This is a genomic window from Natrononativus sp. DTA114 (assembly GCF_059736515.1).
The window spans coordinates 967,233-993,584 of the sequence record NZ_JCASSN010000001.1; the positions used below are offsets into that span (position 1 = coordinate 967,233).

The 26,352-nt window shown below is 65.8% G+C and carries 31 protein-coding genes; 20 read left to right on the forward strand and 11 right to left on the reverse strand.

The features are described 5' to 3' along the window. The first annotated feature begins 47 nt into the window (after positions 1–47). From AC6I6S_RS05080 to AC6I6S_RS05090, 3 genes are all read left to right on the forward strand, one after another. Positions 48–776: a fumarylacetoacetate hydrolase family protein gene (locus tag AC6I6S_RS05080; RefSeq protein WP_497948648.1), complete on the forward strand. Its 729-nt coding sequence runs from the start codon at positions 48–50 to the stop codon at positions 774–776. Positions 777–843: 67 nt separating this feature from the next. Continuing rightward, a complete protein-coding gene (locus tag AC6I6S_RS05085) occupies positions 844–1,368 on the forward strand; it encodes a YkgJ family cysteine cluster protein (RefSeq protein ID WP_497948649.1) in 525 nt (174 codons plus the stop codon). 72 nt (positions 1,369–1,440) lie between these two features. Then, entirely contained in the window at positions 1,441–1,764 is a 324-nt protein-coding gene (locus tag AC6I6S_RS05090) for a hypothetical protein (protein ID WP_497948650.1), read from the forward strand. On the opposite strand, the gene AC6I6S_RS05095 is transcribed toward AC6I6S_RS05090, so the two are convergent. Both AC6I6S_RS05095 and AC6I6S_RS05100 read right to left on the reverse strand, forming a co-directional pair. Further along, positions 1,755–2,462: an SDR family NAD(P)-dependent oxidoreductase gene (locus tag AC6I6S_RS05095; protein WP_497948651.1), complete on the reverse strand. Its 708-nt coding sequence runs from the start codon at positions 2,460–2,462 to the stop codon at positions 1,755–1,757. The two genes, AC6I6S_RS05090 and AC6I6S_RS05095, sit on opposite strands and share 10 nt — an antisense overlap. A gap of 75 nt (positions 2,463–2,537) precedes the next feature. Then, entirely contained in the window at positions 2,538–3,332 is a 795-nt protein-coding gene (locus AC6I6S_RS05100; protein ID WP_497948652.1) for a hypothetical protein, read from the reverse strand. A 128-nt stretch (positions 3,333–3,460) separates the two neighbouring features. Here AC6I6S_RS05100 and crtID point away from each other — a divergent pair, with 128 nt between their 5' ends. Genes crtID through cruF form a run of 3 tightly spaced genes read left to right on the forward strand, consistent with a single transcriptional unit; the run spans position 3,461 to position 6,698 of the window. Then, positions 3,461–4,945 carry a bifunctional phytoene desaturase/3,4-desaturase gene (crtID, locus tag AC6I6S_RS05105; protein ID WP_497948653.1) on the forward strand — a complete coding sequence of 495 codons (1,485 nt, stop codon included), beginning with the start codon at positions 3,461–3,463 and terminating at the stop codon, positions 4,943–4,945. 57 nt (positions 4,946–5,002) lie between these two features. Continuing rightward, on the forward strand, positions 5,003–5,854 hold the full coding sequence (locus tag AC6I6S_RS05110; RefSeq protein WP_497949300.1) for a prenyltransferase: 852 nt from the start codon (positions 5,003–5,005) through the stop codon (positions 5,852–5,854). Continuing rightward, on the forward strand, positions 5,847–6,698 hold the full coding sequence (cruF, locus tag AC6I6S_RS05115) for a bisanhydrobacterioruberin hydratase (protein WP_497948654.1): 852 nt from the start codon (positions 5,847–5,849) through the stop codon (positions 6,696–6,698). The genes AC6I6S_RS05110 and cruF overlap by 8 nt, the downstream gene beginning before the upstream one ends. 30 nt (positions 6,699–6,728) lie before the next feature. Here the strand turns inward: cruF and AC6I6S_RS05120 are convergent, their stop codons facing one another. Together AC6I6S_RS05120 and AC6I6S_RS05125 are read right to left on the reverse strand one after the other, a co-directional pair. Beyond that, complete coding sequence (locus AC6I6S_RS05120; RefSeq protein WP_497948655.1) at positions 6,729–7,679, reverse strand: phytoene/squalene synthase family protein; 951 nt, start codon at positions 7,677–7,679, stop codon at positions 6,729–6,731. Positions 7,680–7,836: 157 nt separating this feature from the next. Beyond that, positions 7,837–8,547 (reverse strand): DUF2270 domain-containing protein, encoded by a 711-nt coding sequence (locus tag AC6I6S_RS05125; RefSeq protein WP_497948656.1) that lies wholly within the window; start codon positions 8,545–8,547, stop codon positions 7,837–7,839. 128 nt (positions 8,548–8,675) lie between these two features. Here AC6I6S_RS05125 and AC6I6S_RS05130 point away from each other — a divergent pair, with 128 nt between their 5' ends. Continuing rightward, positions 8,676–9,560 (forward strand): hypothetical protein, encoded by an 885-nt coding sequence (locus AC6I6S_RS05130; protein WP_497948657.1) that lies wholly within the window; start codon positions 8,676–8,678, stop codon positions 9,558–9,560. Between the two features lie 25 nt (positions 9,561–9,585). Here the strand turns inward: AC6I6S_RS05130 and AC6I6S_RS05135 are convergent, their stop codons facing one another. From AC6I6S_RS05135 to AC6I6S_RS05145, 3 genes are all read right to left on the reverse strand, one after another. Further along, entirely contained in the window at positions 9,586–10,812 is a 1,227-nt protein-coding gene (locus AC6I6S_RS05135) for an ornithine cyclodeaminase, nickel-pincer nucleotide-dependent (RefSeq protein WP_497948658.1), read from the reverse strand. An 87-nt stretch (positions 10,813–10,899) separates the two neighbouring features. Next, entirely contained in the window at positions 10,900–11,418 is a 519-nt protein-coding gene (locus AC6I6S_RS05140) for a gamma carbonic anhydrase family protein (protein ID WP_497948659.1), read from the reverse strand. A 68-nt stretch (positions 11,419–11,486) separates the two neighbouring features. Then, positions 11,487–12,548, reverse strand: coding sequence for an NAD(P)/FAD-dependent oxidoreductase (locus tag AC6I6S_RS05145; RefSeq protein WP_497948660.1), 1,062 nt, complete (start codon positions 12,546–12,548; stop codon positions 11,487–11,489). A gap of 108 nt (positions 12,549–12,656) precedes the next feature. Between AC6I6S_RS05145 and AC6I6S_RS05150 the strand changes: the two genes are divergently transcribed. The 4 genes from AC6I6S_RS05150 (at position 12,657) to AC6I6S_RS05165 (ending at position 14,573) form a co-directional block, all read left to right on the forward strand. Then, positions 12,657–12,818, forward strand: a complete 162-nt coding sequence (locus tag AC6I6S_RS05150; protein ID WP_497948661.1) for a hypothetical protein — start codon at positions 12,657–12,659, stop codon at positions 12,816–12,818. A 103-nt stretch (positions 12,819–12,921) separates the two neighbouring features. Further along, positions 12,922–13,326 carry a peptide-methionine (R)-S-oxide reductase MsrB gene (gene msrB / locus AC6I6S_RS05155; protein ID WP_497948662.1) on the forward strand — a complete coding sequence of 135 codons (405 nt, stop codon included), beginning with the start codon at positions 12,922–12,924 and terminating at the stop codon, positions 13,324–13,326. An 85-nt stretch (positions 13,327–13,411) separates the two neighbouring features. Continuing rightward, on the forward strand, positions 13,412–13,621 hold the full coding sequence (locus AC6I6S_RS05160) for a DUF2196 domain-containing protein (RefSeq protein ID WP_497948663.1): 210 nt from the start codon (positions 13,412–13,414) through the stop codon (positions 13,619–13,621). Positions 13,622–13,736: 115 nt separating this feature from the next. Further along, complete coding sequence (locus AC6I6S_RS05165) at positions 13,737–14,573, forward strand: YihY/virulence factor BrkB family protein (RefSeq protein ID WP_497948664.1); 837 nt, start codon at positions 13,737–13,739, stop codon at positions 14,571–14,573. Between the two features lie 82 nt (positions 14,574–14,655). On the opposite strand, the gene AC6I6S_RS05170 is transcribed toward AC6I6S_RS05165, so the two are convergent. Continuing rightward, positions 14,656–15,279: a phosphoribosyltransferase gene (locus AC6I6S_RS05170; protein WP_497948665.1), complete on the reverse strand. Its 624-nt coding sequence runs from the start codon at positions 15,277–15,279 to the stop codon at positions 14,656–14,658. Positions 15,280–15,414: 135 nt separating this feature from the next. Between AC6I6S_RS05170 and AC6I6S_RS05175 the strand changes: the two genes are divergently transcribed. After that, positions 15,415–16,191: an NAD(P)H-hydrate dehydratase gene (locus AC6I6S_RS05175; protein ID WP_497948666.1), complete on the forward strand. Its 777-nt coding sequence runs from the start codon at positions 15,415–15,417 to the stop codon at positions 16,189–16,191. A gap of 453 nt (positions 16,192–16,644) precedes the next feature. Next, the gene (locus AC6I6S_RS05180; protein ID WP_497948667.1) at positions 16,645–17,106 is read left to right on the forward strand and encodes a CPBP family intramembrane glutamic endopeptidase; all 462 of its coding nucleotides are present in this window, start codon (positions 16,645–16,647) and stop codon (positions 17,104–17,106) included. A gap of 61 nt (positions 17,107–17,167) precedes the next feature. Here the strand turns inward: AC6I6S_RS05180 and AC6I6S_RS05185 are convergent, their stop codons facing one another. Next, positions 17,168–17,728 (reverse strand): PH domain-containing protein, encoded by a 561-nt coding sequence (locus AC6I6S_RS05185; RefSeq protein ID WP_497948668.1) that lies wholly within the window; start codon positions 17,726–17,728, stop codon positions 17,168–17,170. Next, complete coding sequence (locus AC6I6S_RS05190; protein WP_497948669.1) at positions 17,725–18,318, reverse strand: PH domain-containing protein; 594 nt, start codon at positions 18,316–18,318, stop codon at positions 17,725–17,727. Before AC6I6S_RS05190 ends, AC6I6S_RS05185 begins: the two co-directional genes overlap by 4 nt. 190 nt (positions 18,319–18,508) lie before the next feature. On the opposite strand from AC6I6S_RS05190, the gene AC6I6S_RS05195 reads away from it, so the two are divergent. The 7 genes from AC6I6S_RS05195 (at position 18,509) to AC6I6S_RS05225 (ending at position 24,903) form a co-directional block, all read left to right on the forward strand. After that, entirely contained in the window at positions 18,509–19,141 is a 633-nt protein-coding gene (locus AC6I6S_RS05195) for a class I SAM-dependent methyltransferase (protein WP_497948670.1), read from the forward strand. A gap of 284 nt (positions 19,142–19,425) precedes the next feature. Beyond that, on the forward strand, positions 19,426–19,902 hold the full coding sequence (locus AC6I6S_RS05200) for an Lrp/AsnC family transcriptional regulator (RefSeq protein ID WP_497948671.1): 477 nt from the start codon (positions 19,426–19,428) through the stop codon (positions 19,900–19,902). A gap of 131 nt (positions 19,903–20,033) precedes the next feature. Continuing rightward, positions 20,034–20,405 carry a DUF7344 domain-containing protein gene (locus AC6I6S_RS05205; RefSeq protein WP_497948672.1) on the forward strand — a complete coding sequence of 124 codons (372 nt, stop codon included), beginning with the start codon at positions 20,034–20,036 and terminating at the stop codon, positions 20,403–20,405. 467 nt (positions 20,406–20,872) lie between these two features. Beyond that, positions 20,873–21,943 (forward strand): pyridoxal-phosphate-dependent aminotransferase family protein, encoded by a 1,071-nt coding sequence (locus tag AC6I6S_RS05210; protein WP_497948673.1) that lies wholly within the window; start codon positions 20,873–20,875, stop codon positions 21,941–21,943. A 104-nt stretch (positions 21,944–22,047) separates the two neighbouring features. Beyond that, positions 22,048–22,335, forward strand: a complete 288-nt coding sequence (locus AC6I6S_RS05215; protein WP_497948674.1) for a hypothetical protein — start codon at positions 22,048–22,050, stop codon at positions 22,333–22,335. Positions 22,336–22,390: 55 nt separating this feature from the next. Beyond that, positions 22,391–23,602: a serine hydrolase domain-containing protein gene (locus AC6I6S_RS05220; protein ID WP_497948675.1), complete on the forward strand. Its 1,212-nt coding sequence runs from the start codon at positions 22,391–22,393 to the stop codon at positions 23,600–23,602. A gap of 107 nt (positions 23,603–23,709) precedes the next feature. Beyond that, positions 23,710–24,903: a redox-regulated ATPase YchF gene (locus tag AC6I6S_RS05225; protein WP_497948676.1), complete on the forward strand. Its 1,194-nt coding sequence runs from the start codon at positions 23,710–23,712 to the stop codon at positions 24,901–24,903. Here the strand turns inward: AC6I6S_RS05225 and AC6I6S_RS05230 are convergent, their stop codons facing one another. Further along, complete coding sequence (locus tag AC6I6S_RS05230) at positions 24,904–26,304, reverse strand: metallophosphoesterase (RefSeq protein ID WP_497948677.1); 1,401 nt, start codon at positions 26,302–26,304, stop codon at positions 24,904–24,906. It abuts the gene before it with no gap. Positions 26,305–26,352: the final 48 nt, after the last annotated feature.

A 26,352-nucleotide genomic window follows, 5' to 3' on the forward strand; every position in this document is an offset into this window, starting at 1 on the left:
GCAGGGCGAACCGGTACGGCTACCTGTCGGGGCCGACGAGACGTGGTATGCGACTCGCACGACTGGCGACGCCGGCGGGACCGGTTTCCGGACGGTACGAGGACGGGACTGTGTACGCCGACGACGGCAGCTACGAGGTCGGCAGGGACGGGCCGCTCCTCCCGCCCTGCGAGCCCTCGGCGCTGTACTGCGTCGGGCGGAACTATGCGGAGACGCTCGAGCAGATGGAGTACGAACGGCCCGACGAACCGGACTTCTTCATCAAGCCGCCGGCCGCGCTACTGGGCCACGGGGAGGCGATCCCCTACCCCGACTTCACCGAGGAGTTGACCTACGCGGGCGAACTCGCGGCCGTGATCGATCGGCGCTGTCGGAACCTCGAACCCGACGACGTCCCCGGGGCGGTTCGCGGCTACACGATCTTAAACGACGTCGACGCGCTGGACCAGCAGGGCCGCACGGCGAGAAAGGCGTTCGACGGCTCGGCGCCGCTCGGGCCGTGGCTCGAGACCGACGTCGATCCGCGGAGCCTCGAGATGCGGACCGACGTCGCCGGCGAGCGCCGACAGGAGGCGAACACCGAGCTAATGCTGTTCGACCCCTACGAGGTCGTCTCCTACCTCTCGAAGCGGTTCACGTTCCGCCCGGGCGACGTGGTCGCCTTCGGCAGCCCGGCGAATCCGGGGCTGCTCGAGGCCGGCGACACGGTGGAGATTACTTACGAGGGCGTCGGGACGCTCGCGAACACGGTTGCGAACCGGGACGGCCAGTCCTAACGCGCCGCTCGAGCAGGGCTCGACCGGGAGTGAAAGACACTTCCGCGCGGACCGCCTTTCGGTGGGCGTGAGCACCGACCCAGCCCAGGATGTGCCCCGCCGCGTCGAGGTCTACCCCGGCCGCGAGGCGGTCGTCGAGTTCGACCCCGCCCTCACCTTCGAGTGCGTCGACGACTGCACCTGGTGCTGTCACCACGGCGTCCTGCTGTACGACCGGGACCTGATCGAACTCGCCGCGCGGGCGAACCTCGCGGAGACGACGACCGACTTTCGCGGCGAGAAGTTCGTCACTCGCGAGGAGAAGGCGCGCGACGAACACGTCGCCGACGACGGCCACGCCTGCGCCTTTCTCCGGGAGGACGGCCTCTGTTCGCTCCACTTAGAGGCGGACTGGAAGCCGACGCGGTGTTCGGTGTTCCCCCTCGGCGTCTGGCGCGAGGCCGACGGCCTCCACGTCGACATCCGAGAGTCCGCCCACGAACACTGCGAGGGGCTGAACGTCAGCGACCGGCGCGTGATCGAGAACCTCGAAGCCTTCCTGCCCGAACTGCTCTGGGAGCTCGAGAACCCCGACAGCGACCGGGCGCTGTAGCGTCCTGCCGAAAGGGCAATGCCGGCTGTCGCAATCCAAACGCTTGTACGCCGGATCGTGGTACGCCGGGCCATGCAACACGATCCGAACAGACACAGAGAGGCGACGGAGTCGTTCGACTACCACGAGGAAGATCACTCTCGGTTCGTCGGCGCGATGCAGTCGGGCCGGCCGCTGTACTTCGACGAGAACGAGCGGAGCTTCTTTACGGGAGAGTACGACGACGAAACCCAGACCATCGTCGACTCCGAGGAAACCGAACGCGAACTCGGCGCCCGCGAATCGGTCGGTGACGCCCTCGAGTCGCTCGGCGACAGCCTCGAGATGGAGTCGCTCTCGGAGTTCGCCCGCGAGCACGTCAAAGAGGAGAGCGACGACAGCGGCGCTCAGGACTGATCTCGGCTCGCCTGCTTCCACTCCCGGAGGCCGACCACCGCGCCGTCAATCGTCTCGGGATCGGCCGCCGTCGCCGCCCAGACGAACATTCCGGCGACCGACTCCGGCTCGCGTCCCTGGCCGCCCGTGAGACCCGTCGCGATCTGGCCCGGATCGAGACAGCCGACGACGTGGTCAGTGTCGGCAGCGAACCCGCGAACGACCGCCTCCGCGCCGGCTTTCGACACCGCGTAGGCGCCGTAGCCCGGTTTCGCCTCTCGAGCGACCGCCCCCGTCGGGACCAGCACGCGCCCGTCGTCACCCAGATGCGGGAGCGCCTCCGTAATGGTCGTAAACACCCCGCGAGCGTTCGTCCGCCACTGGTCGTCGAAGGCGGTGTACGACTCCCGGTCGGTCGGCGTCTCCCCTGGTTCGCCGTGGTAGACCCCAGCCGCGGCGACGACGACGTCGATCCCGCCGGAGTCGCCCGCTCTCGAGGCGGTCTCCATCAGTCGCTCGACGTCGAACTCGTCGCGGACGTCCGTCCGAAGCCCGGTCGCCGTCGCGCCCGACTCCTCGAGATCCGTCACGGCCTCGGACACCGCGTCGGCGTCTCGGGCGCCGACGACGACGGCTGCACCCTCCTCGGCGAACGCCTCCGTCACTGCACGACCGATTCCGCCGGTTCCACCCGTCACGACGACTGTCGTCTCGTCCATACGACTCGTATCGCCCGCTCACACAAGGAACCCACCGGTCGAGACGACGAACGAGTCGCAGCCGAGAGGAGCGGCTCACTCCTCCGAGTCGTTCTCGGCGGCCGCTCTGGCCTCGTCGAGCCACTCTGGCTCCTCGAGCGGGCGGTCGGGCTCGGAATCGAGGTCGAACCGTTCCTCGACGGTCAGGCGGCCGTCGTCGGTCGACCGCTCGGCCGTGTACGTGTACGCCGTCAGATATCCCGTCTCGTCTACGTGGAGCGTGACCGAGACGTTTTTGTCAGTACCGAACTCGTCGAGGGTCGCCTCGAGGCGGTATCGTTCACCGCCGTCTTCGACCGCCACCGTTTCGACGGCGGCGTACAGCTTCTCCAGGGCCAGGAACTGAGGCGGGTACGGATCGGACGGATCGAACCCGCTCACGCCCGATAGTCCGGAATCTTCGGCGTAGTTCGGCCCGTCGGAGCCCTCGGTCCAGCGGACGTACGCGGTGTCGTCGACGAACCAGACGTCGTCGGACTGGGCGTCGGTTTCGGACTCGACGACGTGACGAACGCGGGCGGGCTCGCGTTCCCCCGAGACGCGTCTGGTTTCCTCGGCGAACTCGAGGATCGTTCCGTTCTCGGCGCGGATCGTCCGGTTCCACTCGCTGCGGTAGGGCTCGTCCTCGAGTGCGGATCGGTGCTCGCCGTACAGTCTGTACTCGTCCGTGACGCCCTCGCTGGTGAGCCCGGGCAGGAGTTCGCCGCCGGTCGGCTCGACCGGTTCGTCGACGCCGTAGGGCTCTCGGTCGTCGCCGCCCTCGAGTGCGCCACAGCCTGCGAGCAAAACGACGAGGGCGACCAGCGCCAGCGTTCGGAGCGAAACGGACATACTATATGTGGCCTGGCCAACGTGTGACAGCGAAATAACGGTACCGGACAGCGGTGGTCTCCTCGAATCGACCGAAGCCGACGTGAGTATGATATACGTTTATCATCCAGCCGATGTTCCCCTCGAGCATGAAATCGCTGGCCGATGAGTCGGTCGTCGTGATCGGCGCCGGCGTCGGCGGGCTCTCGACGGCCTGCTATCTCGCCGACGCGGGTGCGGACGTTCACGTCATCGAAAAGAACGAACAGCTCGGCGGCCGGGCGAGCCGGCTCGAGGTCGACGGCTTCCACTTCGACATGGGCCCCTCGTGGTACTTGATGCCCGACGTCTTCGAGCGCTTCTTCGCGGAGTTCGGCCGGGAGCCCGAAGCGTACTACGGGCTCACCCATCTCGATCCACACTATCGACTATTTTTCAAAGACGGGGACGAGGTCGACGTCACCCCCGACAGGGAGCGAACGAAGCGGATCTTCGAGAGCTACGAGCCGGGCGCCGGCGAAGCGCTGGATCGCTACCTCGAGAAGTCCCGTGAGAACTACGAGGTGGGGATGGAACACTTCGTCTACGAGGACCGCGAGCGCCTGCGGGATTACGTCGACCCCAGCGTCGCCCGCCAGGCCCGCGGCCTCTCGCTGCTGGGGTCGATGCAGGGGCACGTCGAGGACTACTTCGACCACCCGAAGCTCCAGCAGATCATGCAGTACACGCTGGTCTTTCTGGGAGGGTCCCCGCGGAACACCCCCGCGCTGTACAACCTGATGAGCCACGTCGACTTCAACCTCGGCGTCTGGTACCCCGAGAACGGTCTCGGCGGCGTGATCGACGGCATCGCCGACCTCGGGACCGAACTCGGGGTTACCTACGACACAGACCGCCCCGCGACCGAGATCAAGGGCCGCGAGGGCGGATTCCTCGTCGAGACGCCTGACGGTCCGCTGACGGCCGATCTGGTGGTGAGCAACGCCGACTACGCTCACACCGAACAGGAACTGCTGCCGCCCGAAAAGCGGGGCTACAGCGAGTCCTACTGGGAGTCCCGCACCTACGCCCCCTCCGCCTTCCTGCTCTATCTGGGCGTCGAGGGCGACCTGCCCGAACTCGCCCACCACACCCTCGTCCTGCCGACCGACTGGGAGGAGCACTTCGCCCAGATCTTCGACGACCCCGAGTGGCCCGAGGACCCCGCCTACTACTGCTGTGTCCCCTCCGAAACCGACGACACGGTGGCTCCGGAGGGCCACAGCAACATCTTCATCCTGGTTCCGATCGCGCCGGGGCTCGAGGACACCCCCGAACGACGAGAGAGCTACCGAGAGCTGGTGCTCGAGGACCTCGCCACGCACACGGGCGCCGACCTGCGCGATCGGATCGTCGTCGAAGAGCGCTTCTGCGTCGAGGACTTCGCCGACCGCTACAACAGCTTCCGGGGGACCGCCCTCGGGATGGCCCACACGCTCCGCCAGACCTCGCTGTTCCGGCCGCCACACCGCTCGAAGGCGGTCGACGGTCTCTACTTTACGGGGTCGTACACGACGCCCGGAATCGGCGTCCCGATGTGTCTCATCAGCGGCGAGCTGACGGCCGAGAAGGTGCTCGAGGACCACGCCGAATGACCGAGCGAATCACTCAGCGGCGGCGGAGGTGTCCGCGTGGCCGCTAACCGAACCACCATGGTCGGCAGCGGGCTCCTCGAGCGACTGTCGTACCTGTTGACCCTCTCGCGGCCCCGCTTCTGGCTCTACCTCGCCGGCCCTGTTCTGGTCGGGGTCGCCTACGCCGCCTCGTCGGTCGGAGAGTTGTTCGAGCCGACCGCCCTCGCGCTGTTCGTCTACTTTCTGCTGCCGGCGAACGTGTTCCTCTACGGGATCAACGACGTCTACGACCGCGAGATCGACGCCGAGAACCCCAAGAAAGAGGAGCGGGAGGCGCGCTATCGGGGCCAGCGGTTCGTCCCCATCACCGTCGCGCTCTCGGCGGCGCTGGCGCTCGCGTTCGCCCCTGTTCTTCCGACGACCGCGCTGGCCTGGTTCGGAGCGTTCCTGTTCCTCGGGGCGTTCTACAGCGCGCCGCCGCTGCGGTTCAAGACGACGCCACTGCTCGATTCGCTCTCGAACGGCCTCTACGTCGTCCCCGGAATCGTCGCCTACATCGCTGTCGCCGGGAGCCAGCCGCCGCTGCTCGCGATCGCCGGCGGGTGGCTGTGGGCGATGGGGATGCACACCTTTTCCGCGATTCCCGACATCGGTCCCGACCGGGAGGCGGGGATTCGGACCACCGCAACGGTGCTGGGCGAGCGCCACACCTACGCCTACTGCGGACTCTGCTGGCTCGCCGCCGCGGGGGCGTTCGCCGCCCTCGACCTCCGGCTGGGTGCGCTCATGTTCGTCTACCCGGCGCTCGTCGCCGGCGTCGCGACCTCGAGCGTCGGCGTCTCGCGGGCCTACTGGTGGTTCCCCGCGATCAACACCGTCGTGGGCGCACTCCTGACGATGGGCGGGCTCTGGGGGGTGTTCTATGGCTGACTCGAGCGGGGACGGGCTGAGGCGGACCGAGGTGCAGCGCCGCCTCGAGTCGATCGTCCGCGAGAACCGCTTTACGATCGCCGTCGTCTTCCCTGCCATCGGCGCGTTCACGCTGGTCGCCAGCGCGGAGGGGTGGTTGCCGGGACCGCTCGAGTACAACCCGCTTCTGATCCTCTTCGGGACCCTGGTGATGCGCTCGCCGCTGATCGTCGGCCTGCTGCCCAGGGTCGGCCGGTGGGCGCTCGGCTGTCTGGTCGTGCTAACGATCTACACCTACGCCATCGAGATGATCGGCGTGCGAACCGACTGGCCCTACGGCGCCTTCGAGTACACGATCCAGCTGGGACCGATGCTCTTCGGCGAGGTCCCCCTCGCCCTCCCGCTGTTTTTCATCCCGCTGGTGCTCAACGCCTACCTGCTTACCCTGCTGTTGCTCGGCTCGTGGGCCGACAACGCCGTCGTCCGACTCCTTACCGCCATCGCGGCGGTCGTCGCCATCGACCTCGTGCTCGATCCCGCCGCGGTCGCCATCGGATTCTGGGCGTTCGAGGAAGGCGTCTACTACGGCGTTCCCGTCTCGAACTACGTCGGCTGGGTGATCTCGGGCACCGTCGCCGTCGTCCTCGTCGACCTCGCGTTCGACCGGTCGGCGCTGCTCGAGCGGGTGCGAAACTGCGAGTTCATCCTGGACGACCTGGTGAGCTTCGTCCTCCTGTGGGGGTCGGTCAACCTGCTGTACGGCAACTGGATCGCCGCCGCCGTCGCCGGCGGCTTCTGTCTCGGACTCCTCGGGACCGGCCGGTACGACCTCGAGTTCCTCGAGACGGCGAAACCGACCGGCTGAGCGAGGCGGGTAAAACAAGCGGCCGGCAGGCTACCGTGTCGGAACTCCCTCGCCGTGGCCCGGCCCTCTCGAACCGGTTTCGACGCTCGGGACCGCCGAAACCCGTTCGAACACGGCCTCCGGATCACGATTCCAGTGCCAGTGCCAGCGCGTTTTTGCGACACACCAGAGCTTTCGAGCCGTCGAGAGCGACGGTTCCTCGGCGAGCACGTCGTACCCCTGGTTTCGGATCACAGCGTGGTGTTCGGCGTACAGCACCGCCGCGAGCAACACCGGTAGCTGGCAGTCCTCGGGCAGATACCGAATGCCGGCGACGCCCTCGCGGTACAGCGTTTCCGTCCGCTGGAGTTCCTCGGCCATCACCGCTGCGAACGACTCGTCCATCTCGAGGCGTTCGATCTGCTCCTCGGTGACCCCGTGTCGCCGGAGCGTCTCCTGTGGGAGGTAGATCCGGTCGCGCTCCCTGATGTCCTCTCGGACGTCCCGTAGGAAGTTCGTCATCTGGAACGCCTCGCCGAGCGTGAGCGCGTGCGGGAGCGCGATCTCCTCGTCTCTGGGTTCCATGATCGCGGTCATCATCACGCCGACGGCAGCCGCCGAGCCACGCATGTACGCCTCGAGGTCGGCGTACGTTTCGTACCGGCTGGTGTGGATGTCGGTCGCCATCGCGTCGATGAACTCGTCGACCTCCTCGTCGGCGATCCCGTAGCGCTCCCGAAGTTGTTGAAACGCGACGAGTACGGGTTCGTCGGGTTCGACGGTTCCGAGCGCCTGGGCGCGTAGCTCCTCGAGACGTGCGGCCTGCTCGTCGGCCGGAACGTCGGCGGCGTCGTCGACGACCTCGTCTGCGATCCGGAAGAACGCGTACAACACGTGTGTCGCGTTTCGGACCCGTTTCGGGAGGAACCGCGTTGCGAGGTAGAATGTCTTCCCGGTTTGTTTCTGTATCTCCTTTCCGGCGGCGATGTGTTCCTGTTGCATTCTCACCCTCTCTGTGCTGTCTGACAACGGTTCAATGCGTTTTCTTCGATAGAAGAGTATAAAAGAACTCGCCCTCCCGAAGTTGGGCCGGGACGAGTGCTCGAGCGGTTCTACCCGATACGGCAGGCCCAGATGGAAGGCGGGCATACCGCAGCGTTTACGCGTCCTTCCAGTCGCCCGGCTCCTCCCCGTGGATTTCACCCTTCGCCTGGCGCTTTTGCGGCCACTCCGCCAACACGAGAACGCAGAGATAGAATACCCCGAGCAGACCCGCGACGACCGCTCCCGGAACGCCCGGAAGCTCGGCCGCCTCGGTCCACTGCGTTTCGGGCGTAAAAAGGGTGACTTTCGCGATCCAGGCGACGCCCAGCACCGCGAACAGGAGGCCGTAGATCCGAGACAGTCGGCGGGACAGCGCCTCCTGCGCGCTCACCTTGAACGTCGGATGCCGGAGGTCGTCGCTCAGTTCCTCGCGCCACCGCGGGTGCTCGGCGCCGACCGGTTCGAGTGCGTTCGCGAAAACGTTCTCCTGGAAGAAGCGGACCCGCGCCCGGTACATGTCGAAAAACCGGTAGCGCCGAACCTCGTACGAGAGAAACACACAGAGGATGACGATTCCGACCAGGAGCAGGTAGGCGGGCATATCCAGGCTCGAGAAGACGACCGAAAGCAGAGCGGCGATCACCGTGATCGCCCAGTTGGTCGTCTGATCGATCCGGTCCTGGGCGCTGTTGGCCTGGCTGACCTCCCCCCGGTAGTAGTGAGGCAGCGCCGCGAGCAGCGTTTCGGGATCGTCGGCGACCTCGGCGGCGATTTCCTGGTCCACCTGCTCGAGCGGGCTGTCAGCGTGTTCCTCGTCACGATTCATGGGGTCGGTTCGCCGCCGGCGGGTATAGTGCCGTTGTGCGGTTCAACGTCAGGTCAGATGCCGTGAACGGAATCGCTCGAGCCAGCTACCGATCAGATATATATACTGTCGCCCGAAACGGAAAGAAGATGGGTGCCGTTCGCGTGATCGCGGTGGTAGTGGTGGTGGTCCTCGCGGGCTGTGGGGCGTTTGCGGAGCAGACCGACCGCGAACCGTACGGTGTCGAGGAGCCGGTCGACCCGACTGACGGCGAACTCCTCCCGGGGCTCACCGACGACGAGGTGACCGACTCGACGGCGCTCTCCAGCGCTCACTTCGACGCACTCGAGGATCAGGCCTACACGATCCGAACGATGCGGTACGAACGGGGCGACCGACCCGACGACAACGAGACACGCCTCCGGTTGATGGGTGTCAAACAGACCGTTTCCGCCGATAGAGCGACCGCGTCGATCACCAGGGAGATACAGATCAACGAGGGGAACAGAAACGCGACCACGTCTCAAAACGAGACGGTCGGGCACGCAGTCTGGGTAGCCGACGGCACGACCCACACCCGTAACGTAAACGAATCGGGGGTCGTGTCGTATCACGAAAACCGGGGCACAGTACCGCTCTCCCCGAATCCCGCCCTTCCGATGGATCGACTGTACGATGCGGCAGAAACCATCGAGCAGGCCGACGACGGGCGAATCGAGCTAACGGCGACCGACGTCGAAGTCGAGCGCCTGTTCGAGAACGCGACGTACACAATCGTTCTCGCCGAGGACGGTCACATCGAGCGCTACGCTCTCGAGGGGACGACGAGCGGCGGTGACCGCTTCCTCGAGCTCGTGTGGGCTCTCGAGACCCTCGAGGAGCCCGACCTCACGGAACCCGAGTGGCTCGAACAGGCGAAGGCGGAGGGTGAGGCGGACGAGGCCGAGGACGATGCGGACGAGACCGAAGGCGATGCGGACGAGGCCGAGGGTGAAGAGGTCGAAGAACCCGAAGCGGAAGCCGAAGGGGGATAGTAGGCGGAGCGGGCGGATTGCCCGATCACTCGAGCAACTCTTCGGCGAGCATCGGCAGGAAGGTCCCGATGTCGGTCACCATCCCGATTGCGTGGGCGCTGCCGCGGTCGAGCAGTTGCGTGACGGTAGCGGGGTTGATGTCGACGCAGACGGTCTTCGTCGTCGACGGGAGGCAGTTACCCACGGCGACGGAGTGCAACAGCGTCGAGAGCATGAGCACGAGGTCGGCCTCCTGGGCCTGCTCGCGGATCGCGGCCTGGGCTTCGACGGCGTCCGTGATCGTGTCCGGAAGCGGGCCGTCGTCGCGGATCGACCCCGCGAGGACGTAGGGAACGTCGTTCCGTACGCACTCGTACATCACGCCCTCGTCGACGATTCCGTCCTCGACGGCGGCCTCGATCCCTCCGGCACGACCGATCTCACTGATCGTGTAGATGTGGTGTTTGTGGCCCTTTCGTGGGTGTTCTAAGGTTTCGGTATCGACGCCCAGAGACGTCCCGTACAGGTCGCGCTCGAGGTCGTGGACCGCGAAGCCGTTGCCGGCGCTGATCGCGCCGACGAACCCCGCACGGACGAGGTCGGCGAGCGCGTCGCGCCCGCCCGAGTGGACGATCGCCGGCCCGCAGACCGCGAGCGTGGTCCCGCCCGCCTCGTGGACCTCGCGCATCTCGGCGGCGATCTCCTCGATCAGCGATGCGGAGGGTCGCTCGCTCGAGACGCCGCCCTGCATGAACCCGAATGAGCTCTCGGCCGACCGCGGTCGCTCGGGTGGTTCGACCCGGATACCGGTGTCGCCGGTGACGACGCGGTCGCCGGCCTCGATGGCGTTCAACACTCGTGTCCGAACGACCGCGTCGTCGCCCTCACCCTCGACGACGAGCGCGCAGTCCATCTCCGGGCCCTGGACCTCGAGCCACTCGCCGTCGACCCGAACCGCCGTCGGGTGGTTCGTCGTCGAGTAGAAGTCGACGGGGACGACCTGGTCGTCCGGCGCGGGCTCGAGGACGGCGTCCCGCGGCCCCTCGATCATCGCCCCGTTCTGGTTGAGTTCGTGGAGGATCTCCCGGAGTTGGCCCTCGTCGGCCGCCGAAACCGTCATCCGGCAGTACGATTCGGCGTGTTTGTGCCTGCCGACCTCGAACGCCTCGACGTCGAACTCCCCGCCCAGATCCATGACGATCCCGAAACACCGCCCCATCGTTCCCGAATCGATGATGTGACCCTCGAGTTCGACCGTGCGAGTGACTGTCATTGGCGGCTGTAGGCGGCCGGCGACCGTCAATCTGTGCGTGGGTGCAACGGTCGCCGGCCACGAGGCCCACGGAGGTTCCAGCCACGGCTACTCGAACAGCGCCCCGTGGCGCTCGGCGAGGTTCGTGTACTCGCCCGAAGAGTACTCCTCGAAGATCTCGGCGGGGTCGATCGTCGTCTCCGAGAGCGGCGTCACCGAGGCCGGAACCCCCCTGACGAACGACCGGGCGGGGATGTCGTAGCCGTCCGGGACGACGGTTCCGGAGGCGACGATGCACTCGCTGCCAACGTGAACCGCGGAGTTGAGCGTCGCGTTGAAGCCGACGAGCGAGCCGTCGTCGACGACGGCGTCGTTCAACACCGCGCCGTGGCCGCACAGCACCCGGTCGCCGATACTCGAGGCGTGCAGCGTCGCGTTGTCGCCGACGTGGGCCGACTCCCCGATCCGAACGGGGTCGACGTCGCCCCGGAGGACGACGCCGGGCCAGACGCTGGCGTCGGCGGCGACCGTAACATCGCCGATCAACGTCGATTCGCGGCTCACGTGGGCGTCCTCGTGTATCTGTGGCTCCGTGCCGTCGAAGGGGTAGTGTCTCCGGTCGGTCATAGGAAGTTCCCCACACCGGCGACGAGCAAAGTTCTTCCCGGCCGGCATCCGCTGCTGTCGCGTCGTCGCTACCGAGTCGAGGCCGTCAGCCGGTCGGCCACCTCGAGTCCGCTCGAGAGCGCCGCGTGGACCCGGCCCTCGCCGGCCACCCAGTCGCCCGCGACGAACAGTCCGTCGGATTCCGCCGCGCCGACTTCCACGCTCGCTTCCTCGTCGGGAAGCGCGTAGCGCCAGCGCCGCCGGTCGACCCAGTCCGGATCCGCAAGCCGGTCGTCCGCGAGCAGGGCCGCGACCTCGCTCGCGGCCGTCGCGGCCGCCGTCTCGAGCGGCGTCTCCCGGTGGTCGACCGACCAGTCGGGAGCCATCTGGACGATCAGCAGCGTCTCGTCGGCCGGCACGTGGCCGCGCTTTTCGCCCTCGCGGGCGAGCCACCCGATCGGGTGGTCGCGGTCCGTGTTCACCAGCGCGTAGTACGGCCGCTCGAGGGGAAACGGGTGGTGAAGCGCGAAGGAGTGGACGGACCGGTAGGGAACCGCGGCCGCAGCGCCGGCAACGGCGGCGAGATCGACCCCGGGAGCGGTGCTGGCCTCGAGCAGCGCGGCTGTTTCCGGCGCTGGTGGCGTGAGAACGACGGCGTCGAACGGCCCGGTGTGGTGCTCCTGGCGCCCGGTCGCAGCCGTCGCCGCGGTCTCGAGGCGCCACCTACCGTCGGGGTCGGTTTCGAGCACACGCACCGTCCGTCCCGTGCGAACCTCGGCGTCGGACAGGTCGCACAGTCGGCGAGGGAGGGTCGCGAGACCGCCCTCGAACGACCACTTCCGGTCGTCGCCACGCCCCTCGTCCCCCGGCCCGATATCGCCGCTTGCGTCGAACGTCCAGACCGGTGAGTCGACGCCGACCAGGTCGCCCCCGTCGAGGCGCTCGAGCAGGTCGACGACGGCCGGTTCGTCGCCGGTGACGTAGTTCGCCCCGATGTCGTAGAGGCAGTCGTGGCGCCGTTCGGTCGCCGTCCGACCGCCGGGACTGGGGGCGCGTTCGACCAGCGTTACCTCGAGCGGTTTGGAGCGAAGCGCGTACGCGACGGCCGCACCGGCGACGCCCGCACCGACGACGGCGACTGCTGGAGTCATCGCTCAAAGGGATGGGAGCCAGCGCCAAATCCGTTGGCGTGTTCGCGTCCGTGACTCTCGCGTCGGGGCGAGAAAACTACTATGCGACGCTACCGCATACCAACTCGTATGGCAAGCGAACATCGCACGCTCGAGCGCTCGCGCTGTCTCAACTGCGGCTTCGAAGCACCGGGCGGCGACGACGCCTGGCTCCGACTCGAGGTGCCGAAGCTCGGTCGGATGACCCAGTGCCCCGAGTGTCACAGCACGAACGTCATCACGGGTCGCTGAGACGGGGTGACAGCCCCCGCCGGCGAGAACGAGCCCGCAGTCTTCCGGCCACGAGCGTGCCGGCAGAGACAGACACTTACGCCGCGCGCCCCTCCCTCGAGGTATGGGCGATCAGACCGGCGAGACTCCGACTACAGACCCCGAGTGGCGAGAGCGACTCGACGACGAGGAGTACCGAATCCTCCGCGAGGCCGGCACCGAAGCGCCATTCAGCGGCGAGTACGTCGATCACAAAGAGGACGGCAGCTACGCCTGTGCGGGCTGTGGCGCCGAACTGTTCGACTCCGAGACGAAGTACGATTCGGGCTGCGGGTGGCCGAGCTTCTACGACACCGACGACGACCGCATCGAGACCAGGCGGGACACGAGCCACGGAATGGACCGTATCGAGGTACTCTGTGGGAACTGCGGCGGCCACCTCGGCCACGTCTTTGACGACGGTCCGGAGCCGACCGGCAAGCGCTACTGTATCAACTCCGCCGCTCTCGACTTCGAGGACGACCGGTAGCCAGGAGTTGACCTCGAGAGACGGCAACCACCAGACTGCGGCTGCAGGCACCACGTTTTTCGACGCGAATGGTGCACGTCCAGCCATGTCAGGCGATCCACCGTCAGCCGACGAACTGCGGCAGGGAATCACCGTCCGCATCGTCCAGGAGGACGAGGACGTCCACTCGACGGAGGCCGAGCCACTGATCGGCGAAATCGCAACCGTCCACGACGGCGACCCGCCAGAGGGGCCGAAAGTCGAACTCAAAAGCGGCGCGGTCGGACACGTCCAGTCGGTCGTCACCGACGAGTGACGCCGGCCCCCTCCGCTCACGGCTCGGGCGAGGTTCGGCGTCCATCGGCGTCGCCGCGCCCGACGCGAGTGCCGAGACAGTGCGTATTTCTGCCCGGTCATCGAAGCTACCGGTAATGGATCGGGCTCGTCTCGTTTCGCTGGCACACGACGTGATCGCAGTCTCTCGCGAGTGCCAGCTCTCGGTGAAGTCCGCGGGCCTCGCCTACCACGCGTTCAACACGCTCGTCCCGCTGGTGATCCTCCTGCTGGTTGCCATCACCGCCGCCGACTCCCTCGAGATCCTCTTCGATACGTTCGAGACAGCAACGGGACTCGACACGGCGACAGCCCAGGAAACCCTCGAACGGGTGATCGGCGGCGGCGACGGTCGGCTCGGCGCGGCGGCGCTCGCGCTGGTCATCTTCCTCTGGAGCGCCGCCCGAATGTTCCAGGCGACCAACAGCGCATTCACCGGCGTCTACGGCTCGCGCAAGCGCCAGTCGTACCTCAGCTCGGTGATCAACGTCTCCTTACTCACGCTGACGGTGACGCTCGCAGTCGTCCTCGTCGCCATCGTCGGCGTCGCGCTCTCGTTGGTCATCGATGGAACCTGGTGGCGGTTCATCAGTCCGCTGTTGCTCCTCGGGCTGCTCGTCGTCGTCTTCCTGCCGACGTACTACCTCTTTCCCGTGGCCGACGTCTCGGTTCGCGAGGTGCTTCCTGGAACGATGTTTACGGCCGTTAGCTGGACCATCCTCGCCGTGAGTTTTCGCCTCTACGTCGTGATGTCCGACAGCGTCGAACTGTTTGGCGTCGCCGGCGCCGTCCTGATCGTCCTCACCTGGGTCTATCTCGGCGGGCTCTGCGTGCTCACCGGAGCCGTCCTGAACGCCGTCCTCGCCGACCGCGTGGAGGCCGACGACGGCTGGATACCGCTACTCGATCCGGAGACGGGCGAAACCGCGGACTGAACCGACGAGAGTCAACCGGGGCCCACCGGCCGGTCCGAGAGCGCGGTCGCCTCGCCGAAACGACGGCGTCGAAACCGGCGGTTCACCGCTCGAGGTAACCGATCGCCTCCTCGTCGCTGACCTGGCCGAACGACCGGTAGAACTGCCCGACAGCGCCGAACCGTGGTGGGTGCTCGAGAGCGACGACCTCGTCGACCGCCGCCTCGATGGCCGCGAGCGAGTCGGGTGCGCCGACCGGCACCGCGAGCACGACGTCGCTCGCGCCGGCCTCGCTGACCTGGCGCAGGCAGGCCCGGGCCGTCGCGCCGGTCGCCAGCCCGTCGTCGACGACGACGACGCGCTTTCCCCCGAGATCAGGGGGGTCGTCGCCGTCGCGGTAGCGCTCGAGTTTCTCGCGGGCCGCCTCGACCTCCTCGCGGCGCGCCCGCTCGAGGTAGGTGTCGGTCACGTTAAGGTGGGAGATGACGTCGTCGTTGTACCAGACGCTGCCGTCGCTCGCAACGGCGCCGAGGGCGAGTTCGGGGTTCGTCGGCGCGCCGATCTTCGAGGCGACGACCACGTCGAGCGGCGCGTCCAGCGCGTCGGCGACCGGACGCGCCACGGGAAGCGCCCCCCGCGGAATCGCGAGGACGACGTCCGCGTCGATCCCCCGGTCGACGAGGGCGTCAGCCAGGCGCTCGCCGGCCTCGGTGCGGTTTTCGAACATGCGGAAAATACCACGGGTCGCACGTTCTTTGTTGTTATCCGTGAAGGCCGGCCCCTGGTGTGCGATCGCCGACTCGGCCCGAAGCAGGCACACGAGCGGCCAAGATCTACCCGTTTTCACGCCGAACTCCGGGCGATGACACGCTTTCAGCGGACGCTGTCGGAGGTCGCCGGCGCCTCGAGCGGTGATGCCGGACGGGTCGGCGTCGTCGGCGGTGGGATCGACTACCCCGGCCAGCCAGCGATCGTCGGCATGGCCGCGCTACGGACCGGTTCCGACGACGTTCGGGTGATGGTCACCGAGGAGATCTACCCGATCGTCGCCGGCTTCTCGCCGAACCTGCTGGTGAGTCGCTATTCGGGAACGCACTTCGAGGAGGCGGCCGCGAACGAGACGATCGAACGCGCGGCCGACCTCGATGCGCTCGTGCTCGGCCCCGGTCTCGCCGACGCCGATCCGGAGGCGATCCAGCGAACGATCTCGTCCGTCGAGATCCCGGTCGTGATCGACGCGCTCGCGATCGAACCCGGCGTCGAGGCCGATCTCTCGAACGCCGTCCTCACGCCCAACAGCGAGGAGCGCGACGAACTGGTCGACGCCTACGGCAGCCTCGAGTCGTTCACGATGGAGACGGACGCCGTAGTGGTGTTCACCGGGAGCGAGGACGAGATCGTCGCCGACGGCGAGCGGACGGTAAACGAGACGGGCACCGAGGCGCTCACCGTCGCCGGCACCGGCGACACGCTGGCCGGCATCGTCGCCTCGCTGCTCGGCCAGGGGATGGAGCGAGAGACGGCGACCGAACTCGGCGCCTGGACGCTGGGGAAAGCCGGCGAACTCGCCACCGCCGAGCGCGGCCCCGGCGTGGTCGCGACCGACGTCATCGACCGGATCCCGGATACGATTCGGTAGGGACTCGAGTGGGGTGGTAGCGTCGACGGGCAACCGCGCGCCCGGTTTCGAGAGGGTCAACCCGCAAGCGGGAGCGGACTGGTTCTGCAGAGCAACTATGCTCGTCGGCACACGATTTCTTCCGGATGAATCTCCACAATGTATCACTGACCCGGTTTCTGACTCTCCTCGGCCTCGGCTCTCTCGGAATCCTCGCCCTAATCGCTGACGGGGTTCGCCGTCCGGATCAGTACCAGGAAATCGCTGAGCAAGCCGGAATGTCCCCGGAATCGATCGTCGTCGCGTCCGCCGTGCAGATCGGCGTAATTCTCGCTCTCGCGGTCGCCGTCGGACAGTACATCGCCCCCAGGATCGGCTTGACCTCCCGCGTCGTAAACCGTGTGAGCGACGGAAGCCCGCTGCTCGAGGGGGTCAAAGGAGACTGCAAAACCCGCCCTGGGACTCGGTGCGGGAGTGGGCGGCCTCCTGGTGGTCGCGGAGCGCTTTGCGCCCGAAGTGGTCGACACGGACGGTTACGAGATGACGTTCGAGTCGTTGCTCCAGTCGATTCCGCTGCGCGTTCTCTACGGCGGGATCACCGAAGAGATACTCCTTCGATGGGGTGCGATGGCGCTCATCGCGTTCGTCCTGTGGCGAGTCGTCGGGCGTGGGACGGAAAAGCCATCTAACGCCGTCATGTGGACTTCGATCGTTCTCGCCGCGGTTCTCTTCGGTCTGCTCCACCTGCCCATGGCAGCGACGGTCTATGGCACGCTCACTCCGGACGTGCTCGCCTTCATCGTCGGACTGAACGCCGTCGGGGGAATCGCTTTCGGGTGGTTGTTCTGGCGCTATAGCCTGGAGGCTGCGATACTCGCCCACGCCTTCGCCCACGTCGTTGCGGTCACCGTATGGGTCGGACTGCTGCTGGTGTAGCTCGAGCGCCTGGTGAACCCGTAGCTACTACTGCCCACCCGTCACGGTTGTCCGACTGCACTCACTCCTCGTCGAGACGCCGGTCGATCGATTCGAGCGCCGCTCTCGTCGCTCGCATCTCCTCGACGAGTTCCTCGAGCGTCGCACCGTCGATCCGGACCGATTCCCGGCGGTCTCGATCGGAGCGATCGTCCGCAGACGGCCTCCTGGTCGCCATCCGATCGAGTTGTGACTGTACTGCCAGCGGGTCGGGGACGTAGTCGAGAGACATTTCGACGCCGCTGCCCCCCGCGGTGCTGATCTGGACGGTTCCGAACCCGTAGTACCGGCCAACGACACTCTGTGTGTATCCGGTGTCCTGGATGTTCTCGTGGCCGATATCGACGACTTTTCGGGAGAGGATACCGGTCTTTTTGAACACGCTGTCGGTCGTGATCACGTACGCGGTGTTCTTCAGGTTCAGATAGGCCGAAACGATGACCACCACCCCGACGCCGAACAGCGGAATCGTCAGGACGCCGATAACGAACAGCCAGGCGTAGCCCAGCAGGTGCGGTTCGCCTGACCAGACGATCTCCTCCTCGGCGTCCAGTTCCAACCAGTCGTACCCGTGGGAACTCACGACTGCTCCCCTCGCTGTTCGAGACGGTGGTCGATACGCTGTGCGGCTTTACGCGTCGCGCGAAGTTCGGAGAGGAACTCGTCGACACCGCTCTCGCTCGAGCGCCCTGCGTCAGCTTTCTGCCCCCGTTTCACTGCCGCAACCTGTCGATCGACCGCCGATTTCGCCGTTGCCGGCTCGTCGACGACGTAAAACGCGAGGGCCGCTCCCTCTCCCCCGGCGGTGCTGAACGAGACCGTTCCGTAGCCGCCCTGGGTCCCGAGGATCCCCTGGCTGAGCGTGGTATCCTGCACGTTGTGCAGGCCGACCTGCGTGACCGATCGTCCGAGCATTCCCCACTTCGAATAGAGGTATCTGCTCGAGACGACGTAGTCGACGTTCGTCACGTAGACGTATCCGAGAGCGGTGAGAGCACCCCAGACGAACAACCCGATGAGTCCGCTGAGGAGCGTCGACCGAACCGCCAGCAGCAGCGCCGGGATCACGAGCGCGGGCACGGCGACCCAGAGCACAACGTGACGGCGCGGCCCGCCGGACCAGACGATCTCCTCGTCGTCGTCGAGCGACAGCCACGAAAACGTCTCTGTCATACGGGAGTGATATCGTTCACCGTAAATGATTGTTTACATCGGGTTCCGTGCGTCCGACACTCGTTCGGTTTCCCGTCGAACACGCCGTATACGTTCCCGCCGGACAGCACGGCTTCGAGAACGTGACCCCGGCCGGCGGTGCGCGAACCGAGACCAACGCTTACCCGGCCGCTCGTGTTAATTGGCACCAATGTCCACCCAGGACGAGATCGCCCATCCGGTGTTCGCCGCCCTCTACGACCGGCTCCTGCCCGAATCGCTGCTGTTGCGACCCCACCGCGAGTATCTCGCACGGGAGCTCTCGGGTCGCGTCCTCGACCTGGGGGCGGGCGGCGGCGCGATGTTTTCCTACGTCGCCGGCGACGACCTCGAGTACCACGCCGTCGAACCCGACCCACACATGCGCCAGCGCGCCCGCGAAGCGGCGCGGGAGGCCGGCCTGGCCGTCGACCTCCGGGACGCCCGCGCGGAGTCGCTACCCTACCCCGACGACAGCTTCGATTTTGTGATCGCGGGGATGGTGTTCTGTACGATCGAAGACCCCGACGCGGCGCTTTCGGAGGTCGCCCGCGTGCTGAACCCCGGCGGGGAACTGCGCTTTCTCGAGCACGTCCACGCCGACGGCTGGCGCGAGCGGGGCCAGGACCTGCTGACTCCCGCCTGGGAGCGGGTCGCGGGCGGCTGTCAGCTGAACCGGTACACGGTCGAGCGGTTCGCCGGCCACGACGCCTTCGACCTCGTGGAACTCGAGCGGGTCAGGGTCGGGGTATTCCCGGCCGCGCCGTTCGTCCGTGGGCGGTTGCAGCGGCGCAAGCGGGAGTAAGGGGTCGTGATTCGGTCTCGAGACACCAGCCAGATCTGGCGACAAACAGTAAATCGATGGTGAATAAGGCGTGCTGAATAGAGCGGATGTACGCAGCACACTGTTTCGGTTTCTTTCTTACGATTTGTTCTGAGTCGTCCAGTACAGAACGTGCGAATTGAACATCGGGCGGGAGCATGCGTCGGAAACGCACGATGTACCTCTAATCTCGTTACGCGACACCAGTTTGGCTTGCTCACACTGGGGGTGGGACTATTTGTCTCGCCGTAATTCACTGAATCGTTATGAGTTCGGAGGAGTTGGACCGTGTAGACAGAGGAATACTACACATGTTGCAGGAAAACGCTCGGAATATTACGAACGAGGAGATCGGAGAGCGAGTCGGCGTTTCGCAAAGTACCGTTCGAAACCGTATCCAGAACATGGAAGAAAACGGGATCATCCGAGGCTACTACCCAGACATCGATTATGATCGTGCGGGATACCCGCTTCACCTTCTCATTCTCTGTACGTCTCTCGATCCCAGTACCGCGCTTTCCGCTAAAGACATACTCGATGTGCATGGTGTTATCGAGGTTGATGAACTGGTGGGCGGCGATCAGGATATTCTGGTCGAGGCTGTTGCCGCAGACTCGAGTCAACTCGGTTCTATCCACGATTCACTGAGGGAGTCCGGACTCCGTCTCCGACAGTCCGAGATATTCCGAAATAAGTACCTCCAGCCGTTCAACCACTTCGGTCAGTCGCTCACTCACGAGTGAGCGCTCACCACTATCCCGGCACTACTATCCGTACGAAAATCGCAGCAATAATCGTAAAAATGAACTAAATCGCAGCCCACATTGTATAGAAAGCAATAACGCTTATCCCTATCAGTAGAATAGCAGGGGCAATGGCTGACTCGAGATCCCACACAGACTCGCTGCCTGATCAGCTGAAAGAGCGTGAGCGGTTTAACACCGTATACGACGCACTTTCACACCATCAGCGCCGATTCATCTTATATATCTTGTTCAACCAAGAGACACCGGTCACGTTCGACGAACTCGTTCGGGAAGTCGCGACAGCAGAACACGAGACTCCACATACAGAATTACCTTCGAAGAGTATTAACGCTCTACACGTTTCACTCCATCACAACCACCTTCCTCATTTGGATGAGGTCGGCCTCGTAACATACGATCAGGAACAGAACCGCGTTGATCTGTCTGATGACCAGAAGTTACTGCCTATCTGCCGGGATTATCTCATCGAGGGTGACTAAATCACCCGCAAAATCGAAGTGTAGCGTACATCCTCCTTCCAAATACGTCTGCAAGTGGTCGCAATGCTATGTTGTTCGTCTGTACTGAGCGTTCGACCCTCCGCGTTAATCACGCTCTGGTTTTTGCCACATTCGCGCCCTGTATTCAGCGATAGCTGAGCGTCCTACCCAAATTCTGTCAAGAGAGGGGTGCTGCAGACAGAGAGTGAATGCGTTACAAGTCTCCGCGCGAGCAACGCGAGCGCGGTTCCCGGACGCGAGGCCGAAGGCCGAGTCGTCCGCCGTTTTCATCGAAGTTTTTGCGGCGAATCGCTCGCCGCAAAAACTTCGCGCTGTGTATTCAGCACGACGCTGCGGACACCCATCACGTTCGATACGACAGCCGACGATCAACACGCGGTCCCCAGGCTTCCTCGAGCCCGTACCCACTGGCAACCATTATACGCCCACGAGCCACCGGTTCTCCCATGGCAGACGACCGACTCCGGATGACGCCCGGACCGACCGAGGTACCGCTGGGCGTGCGCAAGCGGATGGCCGAATCCACGCCGAACCCCGACGTCGAGGCGGAGTTCTTCGAGTTCTATGGATCGCTTACCGAGAAACTCGAGGAGATCTACGGCGAGGACGACGTCGTGATCCTCGGCGGCGAGGGGATCCTGGGGCTCGAGGCGGCGGCCGCCTCGCTGCTCGAGGCGGGGGATCGCGCGCTCTGTATCTCCAATGGCCTCTACGGCGACGGCTTCGCCGACTTCGTCGAACTGTACGGCGGCGAGGCGGTCACCGTCGGCGGCGAGTGGGACGAGTCGCTGGATCTCGAGGCGATCGAGGCCGAACTCGAGGAGGGGGAGTTCGATATCGCCACGATGGTTCACTGCGAGACGCCCACGGGAGTGCTGAACGACCTCGAGCCTGTCCTCGAGTTGCTGGCAGCGCACGACGTTGTGAGCGTGGTCGACGCGGTCTCCTCGCTCGGCGGGGCGTCGGTCCCAACCGATACGATCGACGTTTGTCTCGGCGCGACCCAGAAGTGTTTCAGCGCGCCGCCGGGGTTGAGCGTGCTCTCGGTGAGCGATCGGGCCTGGGAGCGGATCGAGGCGACCGAGACGCGGTCGTTCTACGCGGACCTCGAGCCCTGGCGGGGTGCAGTCGAAGAGCGATGGTTCCCCTACACTCACTCCGTCGCGAACCTGTACGGTCTCGACGCCGCCGTCGACCTGCTGTGCGAGGAGGGTCTCGAGACCGTCTTCGAGCGCCACGAGCGGGCGGCGGGTCGGTGCCGGGAGCGCGCCGCCGAATTAGGGCTCGAGGTCTACCCGAGCGAGGAGTCGCTGTGTTCGCCGACGGTGACCGCTCTCGCGGTCGATGGCCGGGCGGTCGAACTCCAGGAGGCGGTGCTCGAGGAACACGACATCGTGCTCGCGACGGGGCTCGGCGACCTCGAGGACGAGATCCTCCGGATCGGTCATATGGGCCACAACGCCCGTCTCGAGCGCGTCGAGGAGACGATGGACGCCCTGGAGTCGGTTCTCGAGTGAGGGCACCCGGAGGCCGAATCTGGGACCGGTCGCTGGGGGACTTGAAACCTGGCTCCTGCAGGGAGGAGCGTTTCCCGGCGTGGCGTGGTAGCACCGATAGAACCATGTCGAAACCAGAGGAGGAGCCGACCGAAAAACCCACCACCAGTCGGGAAGAAGCTGCTCAGGAAGGCGGATGGATGCTTCGAAACTGGGTCGGCGTCGCCGTTGTGTCAGTGCTCGTTATGGTACTCCTCGCCCTCGGGCTCATGCAGTGGACGGGGCTCGTAGACCTGCTAGCACCGTTTGCCGACACCGAGGCGGGGCAATGGGGTGTTTTCGCCGTCCTCGCCGTGATCGTCCTCGCACTCGCTGCGTGGGGCTGGCGTGCGGTGCTCGCCGCCGATCGGTAGGGCGGTGGCCGGTCGTCGAATCGCTTTTCGAACGCCCCTTTCTGACCCAGTACGCATGATACCACCGGACCGCATCGATCGACGGGACCTGCTCCGAGCGGTCGGTGCGGCCGGCGTCGCTGTGGTCGCTGGCTGTGCGGACGACGACGCGGACTCCAGATCCGAGCGGTCGAACGCGACGCCGGCAGAGGAGACGACCACACCGCCGTCCGGCGGCAGCGACTCCTGGCAGTGGCCGGTTACGGGCGATCCGGTTCCAGCGGTTCGGCCGCTCGAGAAGGCGACCCTCGAGTACATGCGCGACCGGGACATCACGGCCGGTGCGCTCGCTGTCTCCCGATACGGGTCGGTCGTCTACGAGCGCGGGTTCGGCTGGAGCGACCGCGAGCGGTCGGAACCGGTGTCGCCCGACGCGCTCTTTCGGATCGGGAGCGTGAGCAAGCCGGTTACCGATGCTGCGATCCGGCGACTCGTCCACACCGGTCGGCTCGCCACTCGCGATCACATCTACTCTCACCTCGAGATCGAACCCCCGTCGGGAACGCCCGCGGACGCGCGGTTTCACGAGATAACGGTCGGCCACCTGCTCGCCCACCAGGGTGGCTGGAACCGGCGTGAGGTCACCGATCCGCTGTTCGATCCGCTCGGCGTCGCCGAGGAGCTTGGCCTGTCGGAGCCGCCGGGGCGAGCGGATATCGTCCGATACGTCCTCGAGCAGCCGCTGCAGTTCGATCCCGGAACGAGTGCGGTGTACTCGAACGTCGGCTACAGCCTGCTCGCGTCGATCATCGAGGGCGTTACCGGCCAGGACTATCACGAGTACCTCGAGACGGAGATCCTCGAGCCAGCGGGCGCCGTCGATATCCATCCCGGACGGAGTGCACTCGACAACCGCCACTCCCGGGAGGTCGCGTACGACGACAGCGAGCAGTGTCCGAACGGGCTGGCACTCGACCCCGACGAACGCGTTCCCTGTGCTGACGGCGGGATCGTCCTCGAGGCGCTCGAGGGGGCGTGCGGCCACGTCGCCTCGGCCGGCTCGCTGCTCGCGTTCATGGACGACTACTGGCTGAACGGCGACCCGCGAGAGTCGACGGATCGGGAGTGGGTGTACTTCGGATCGCTCCCGGGATCGTTCGCGATGATCACTCAGCGAACCGACGGCGTCGACGTCGCCGCCCTGTTCAACCGGCGGACGGGCGACGCCGAGACTATCCATCCGATGCTCTCGCGGGCGATCGACGAGGTCGACGACTGGCCCTACTGAGCGCCCTGGAGGCGTCGAGTGTATGCGATCGACGAGTGGTACGTCATCGCGTGTCGCAACGCCCGAAGAGGGAAACCCGTTTAGGCGCCGGCCGACCACCACTGTCAATGAGTTACCGGATCGGACTGGTGGGGAAACCATCGGTCGGCAAATCGAGTTTCTTCAACGCGGCCACCATGAACGACGTCCCCGAGGGCGCCTACCCGTTTACGACCATCGACCCCAGCGTCGGCGAGGCCTACGTCCGCGTCGACTGTGCCGCCCCCGAGTTCGACGAGGAGTGTACCCCGAACGTCGGCTACTGCGACTGCGGAACGCGGTTCGTCCCGACGAAACTCGTCGACGTCGCCGGCCTGATTCCGGGCGCCCACGAGGGGAACGGCCTGGGCAACCAGTTCCTCACCGACCTGAACGAAACCGACGTCCTCGTCCACGTCGTCGACTTCTCCGGCGAGACGGACCTCGAGGGCGAACCCACCGAGGGCCACGATCCCCGCGACGACATCGCGTTCTTAGAGGAGGAACTCGACCAGTGGTACCTCGGCATCCTGGAGAAGGGGATCGAGCGCTACTCCTCGGGCTACGTCACCGAAGAGGACGCCATCGAGGAGGACCTCGCCGAGCAGATGAGCGCCTTCAAGACGAACGAGGACGAGCTCAAACTGTTGATCCGCCGGGTCGGGATCGGCTTCGATCCCCTGGAGTGGGAGCCGGAGGATCGACTCGAGTTAGCCCGCGAGATCCGCAAGGCGACGAAGCCGATGGTGATCGCGGCGAACAAGATGGACACCCCCGAGGCGCAGGCGAACTACGACGAGATCACGAGCGATCCCGACTACGAGCACCTGACGATCGTCCCCTGCAGCGCCCACGCCGAGAAGGCGCTGAAGTCCGCGGACAAGGCCGGCGTCGTCGACTACCGCCCGGGGGACGACGACTTCGAAATCGTAGGCGACGTCTCGCCCGAACAGGAGGAGGGCCTAGAACAGATCCGCGGCTTCCTCGAGAGCTACGGCGCGACGGGTGTCCAGGCGGCCCTCGAGACGGCGCTGTTCGACGTGCTCGGTGTCGTGCCGGTGTTCCCCGGCGGCGCGAACGGGCTGGGGAACGAGCGCGGGGAGGTGCTGCCGGACTGCTACCTGATTCCGCCCGAATCGACGGCTGAGGACTTCGCCTACAGCCTCCACTCCGACATCGGCGACGGCTTCCTGCACGCGATCGACTGCCGGTCGAACCGCCAGCTCGGGAAGGCCTACAAGGTCGAGCCCCGGGACGTGATCGAGGTCATCACGACGAACTGATCAGTCGTCGTCCGCGTCGGGCTCGCTCGGTGGGTGCGACTCGCGAACCGGGGCGGAGTCGGCTGGCTGCTCGTCTGTCGAGTCCGAAGCGGCGGGGGTTGGAAGCTCGAGTTCCCCGCTGGGATCGATCACCGTGCGCTCGGGAATCGCCGGCGGCGCCGGCGGCCGGTGTGCGACGAGCCACTGGAACCAGGTGAGATCCCGCGGCTGGTCCGTCTCGATCTCCTCGTACTCGACGACGATCCGATCGCCCTCGGCGAAGATCCGAAAGTAGTTGAGCCGGAACGACGGGTAGTAGATCCCCGGCAGTCGGGGGAGGCGCGCCTCGACGTGCTGGAGTTTTTTCAGCCAGGTACCGGTGTTGACGACCGCGCGGTCCCCCCACCGCGTGAGCGACGCCCGGTGGGTGTGACCGTAGACGAACACCGCGACGCCGGGGTTGGACTCGAACGTCTCCCTGGCCGCGTTCAGAAACGGTTGGTCGCCCTGGCCCACGCGAACCCCCGAAAGCATGACGCCGAATCGCTCGAGGGTGCGCCTGAAATCGCGCCTGAACAGCCAGAACGGAACCGCGAGCAGGAGCAACACGAACATGGCGACGAGATTGATCGCAATGAGCAGTTCGAGGACATACTCGCCGACCCCGAGCGAGCGCACCAGCGGATTGGCGGTGAAATAGCGCGGCGGAAGGAGGCCGATCGCCTCGAGAACGGACCCGAACAGGTAGAGCAGCGTGATGTTGAAAAACAGCAGGAGGGGGACGACGACCGCCCGCAGGAACGGACTCATCTCGCGGTAGAAGTAGTTCGAGAGCAACCATCGGGGAATTTCCTCCATCGGCGCGACCGACTGGATGTCCCGGAGCCAGTCGCCTCTGGCCCGCCCGGAGTAGCGCCCCGCGGCGGCGACGATCCGCTGGACGACGAAGTACCCCACGGGGAGGGCGTCGGGATTCCCCCAGTCGGGCATCCGGTTGTTCGCGTCGTGTTGCTGGCCGTGTTCGATCCAGACCGTGCCGTCGGCCACCTCGCGGGTGATGACGATCTCGGGCTCTAAGGTGATATTGTACGCCGCGAGCCGATCCACGTAGGAGGGGTAACACGCGAGATCGTAGTCGTGATTGCCCGGAATGAGGGTGATGTCGATCTCCTCGCCGGTCGCCCGGAGCTGTTCGAACACCCGCGGGTGATCCTCGATCACCCGCTCGAGTTTGTCCGTGCCGGATGCCTCGGCGTACTCCCAGAGGCCGAAGGCGTCGCCGTTAACGATCAACTCGACGTCGCCGCCGCGTTCCGGGAGTTCCTCGAGAAAGGCGAGAAGTTCGGTTTCGAAGTCGAGAGCCGTGAGCTGCTCGTCGCCGCCGATGTGGAGGTCGCTGATGAACACGTACTCGGTTGCCATTCGGGTGAAGTCTGACGTTCTACCAGCCCTGTTGGGATAGTGGTTTCC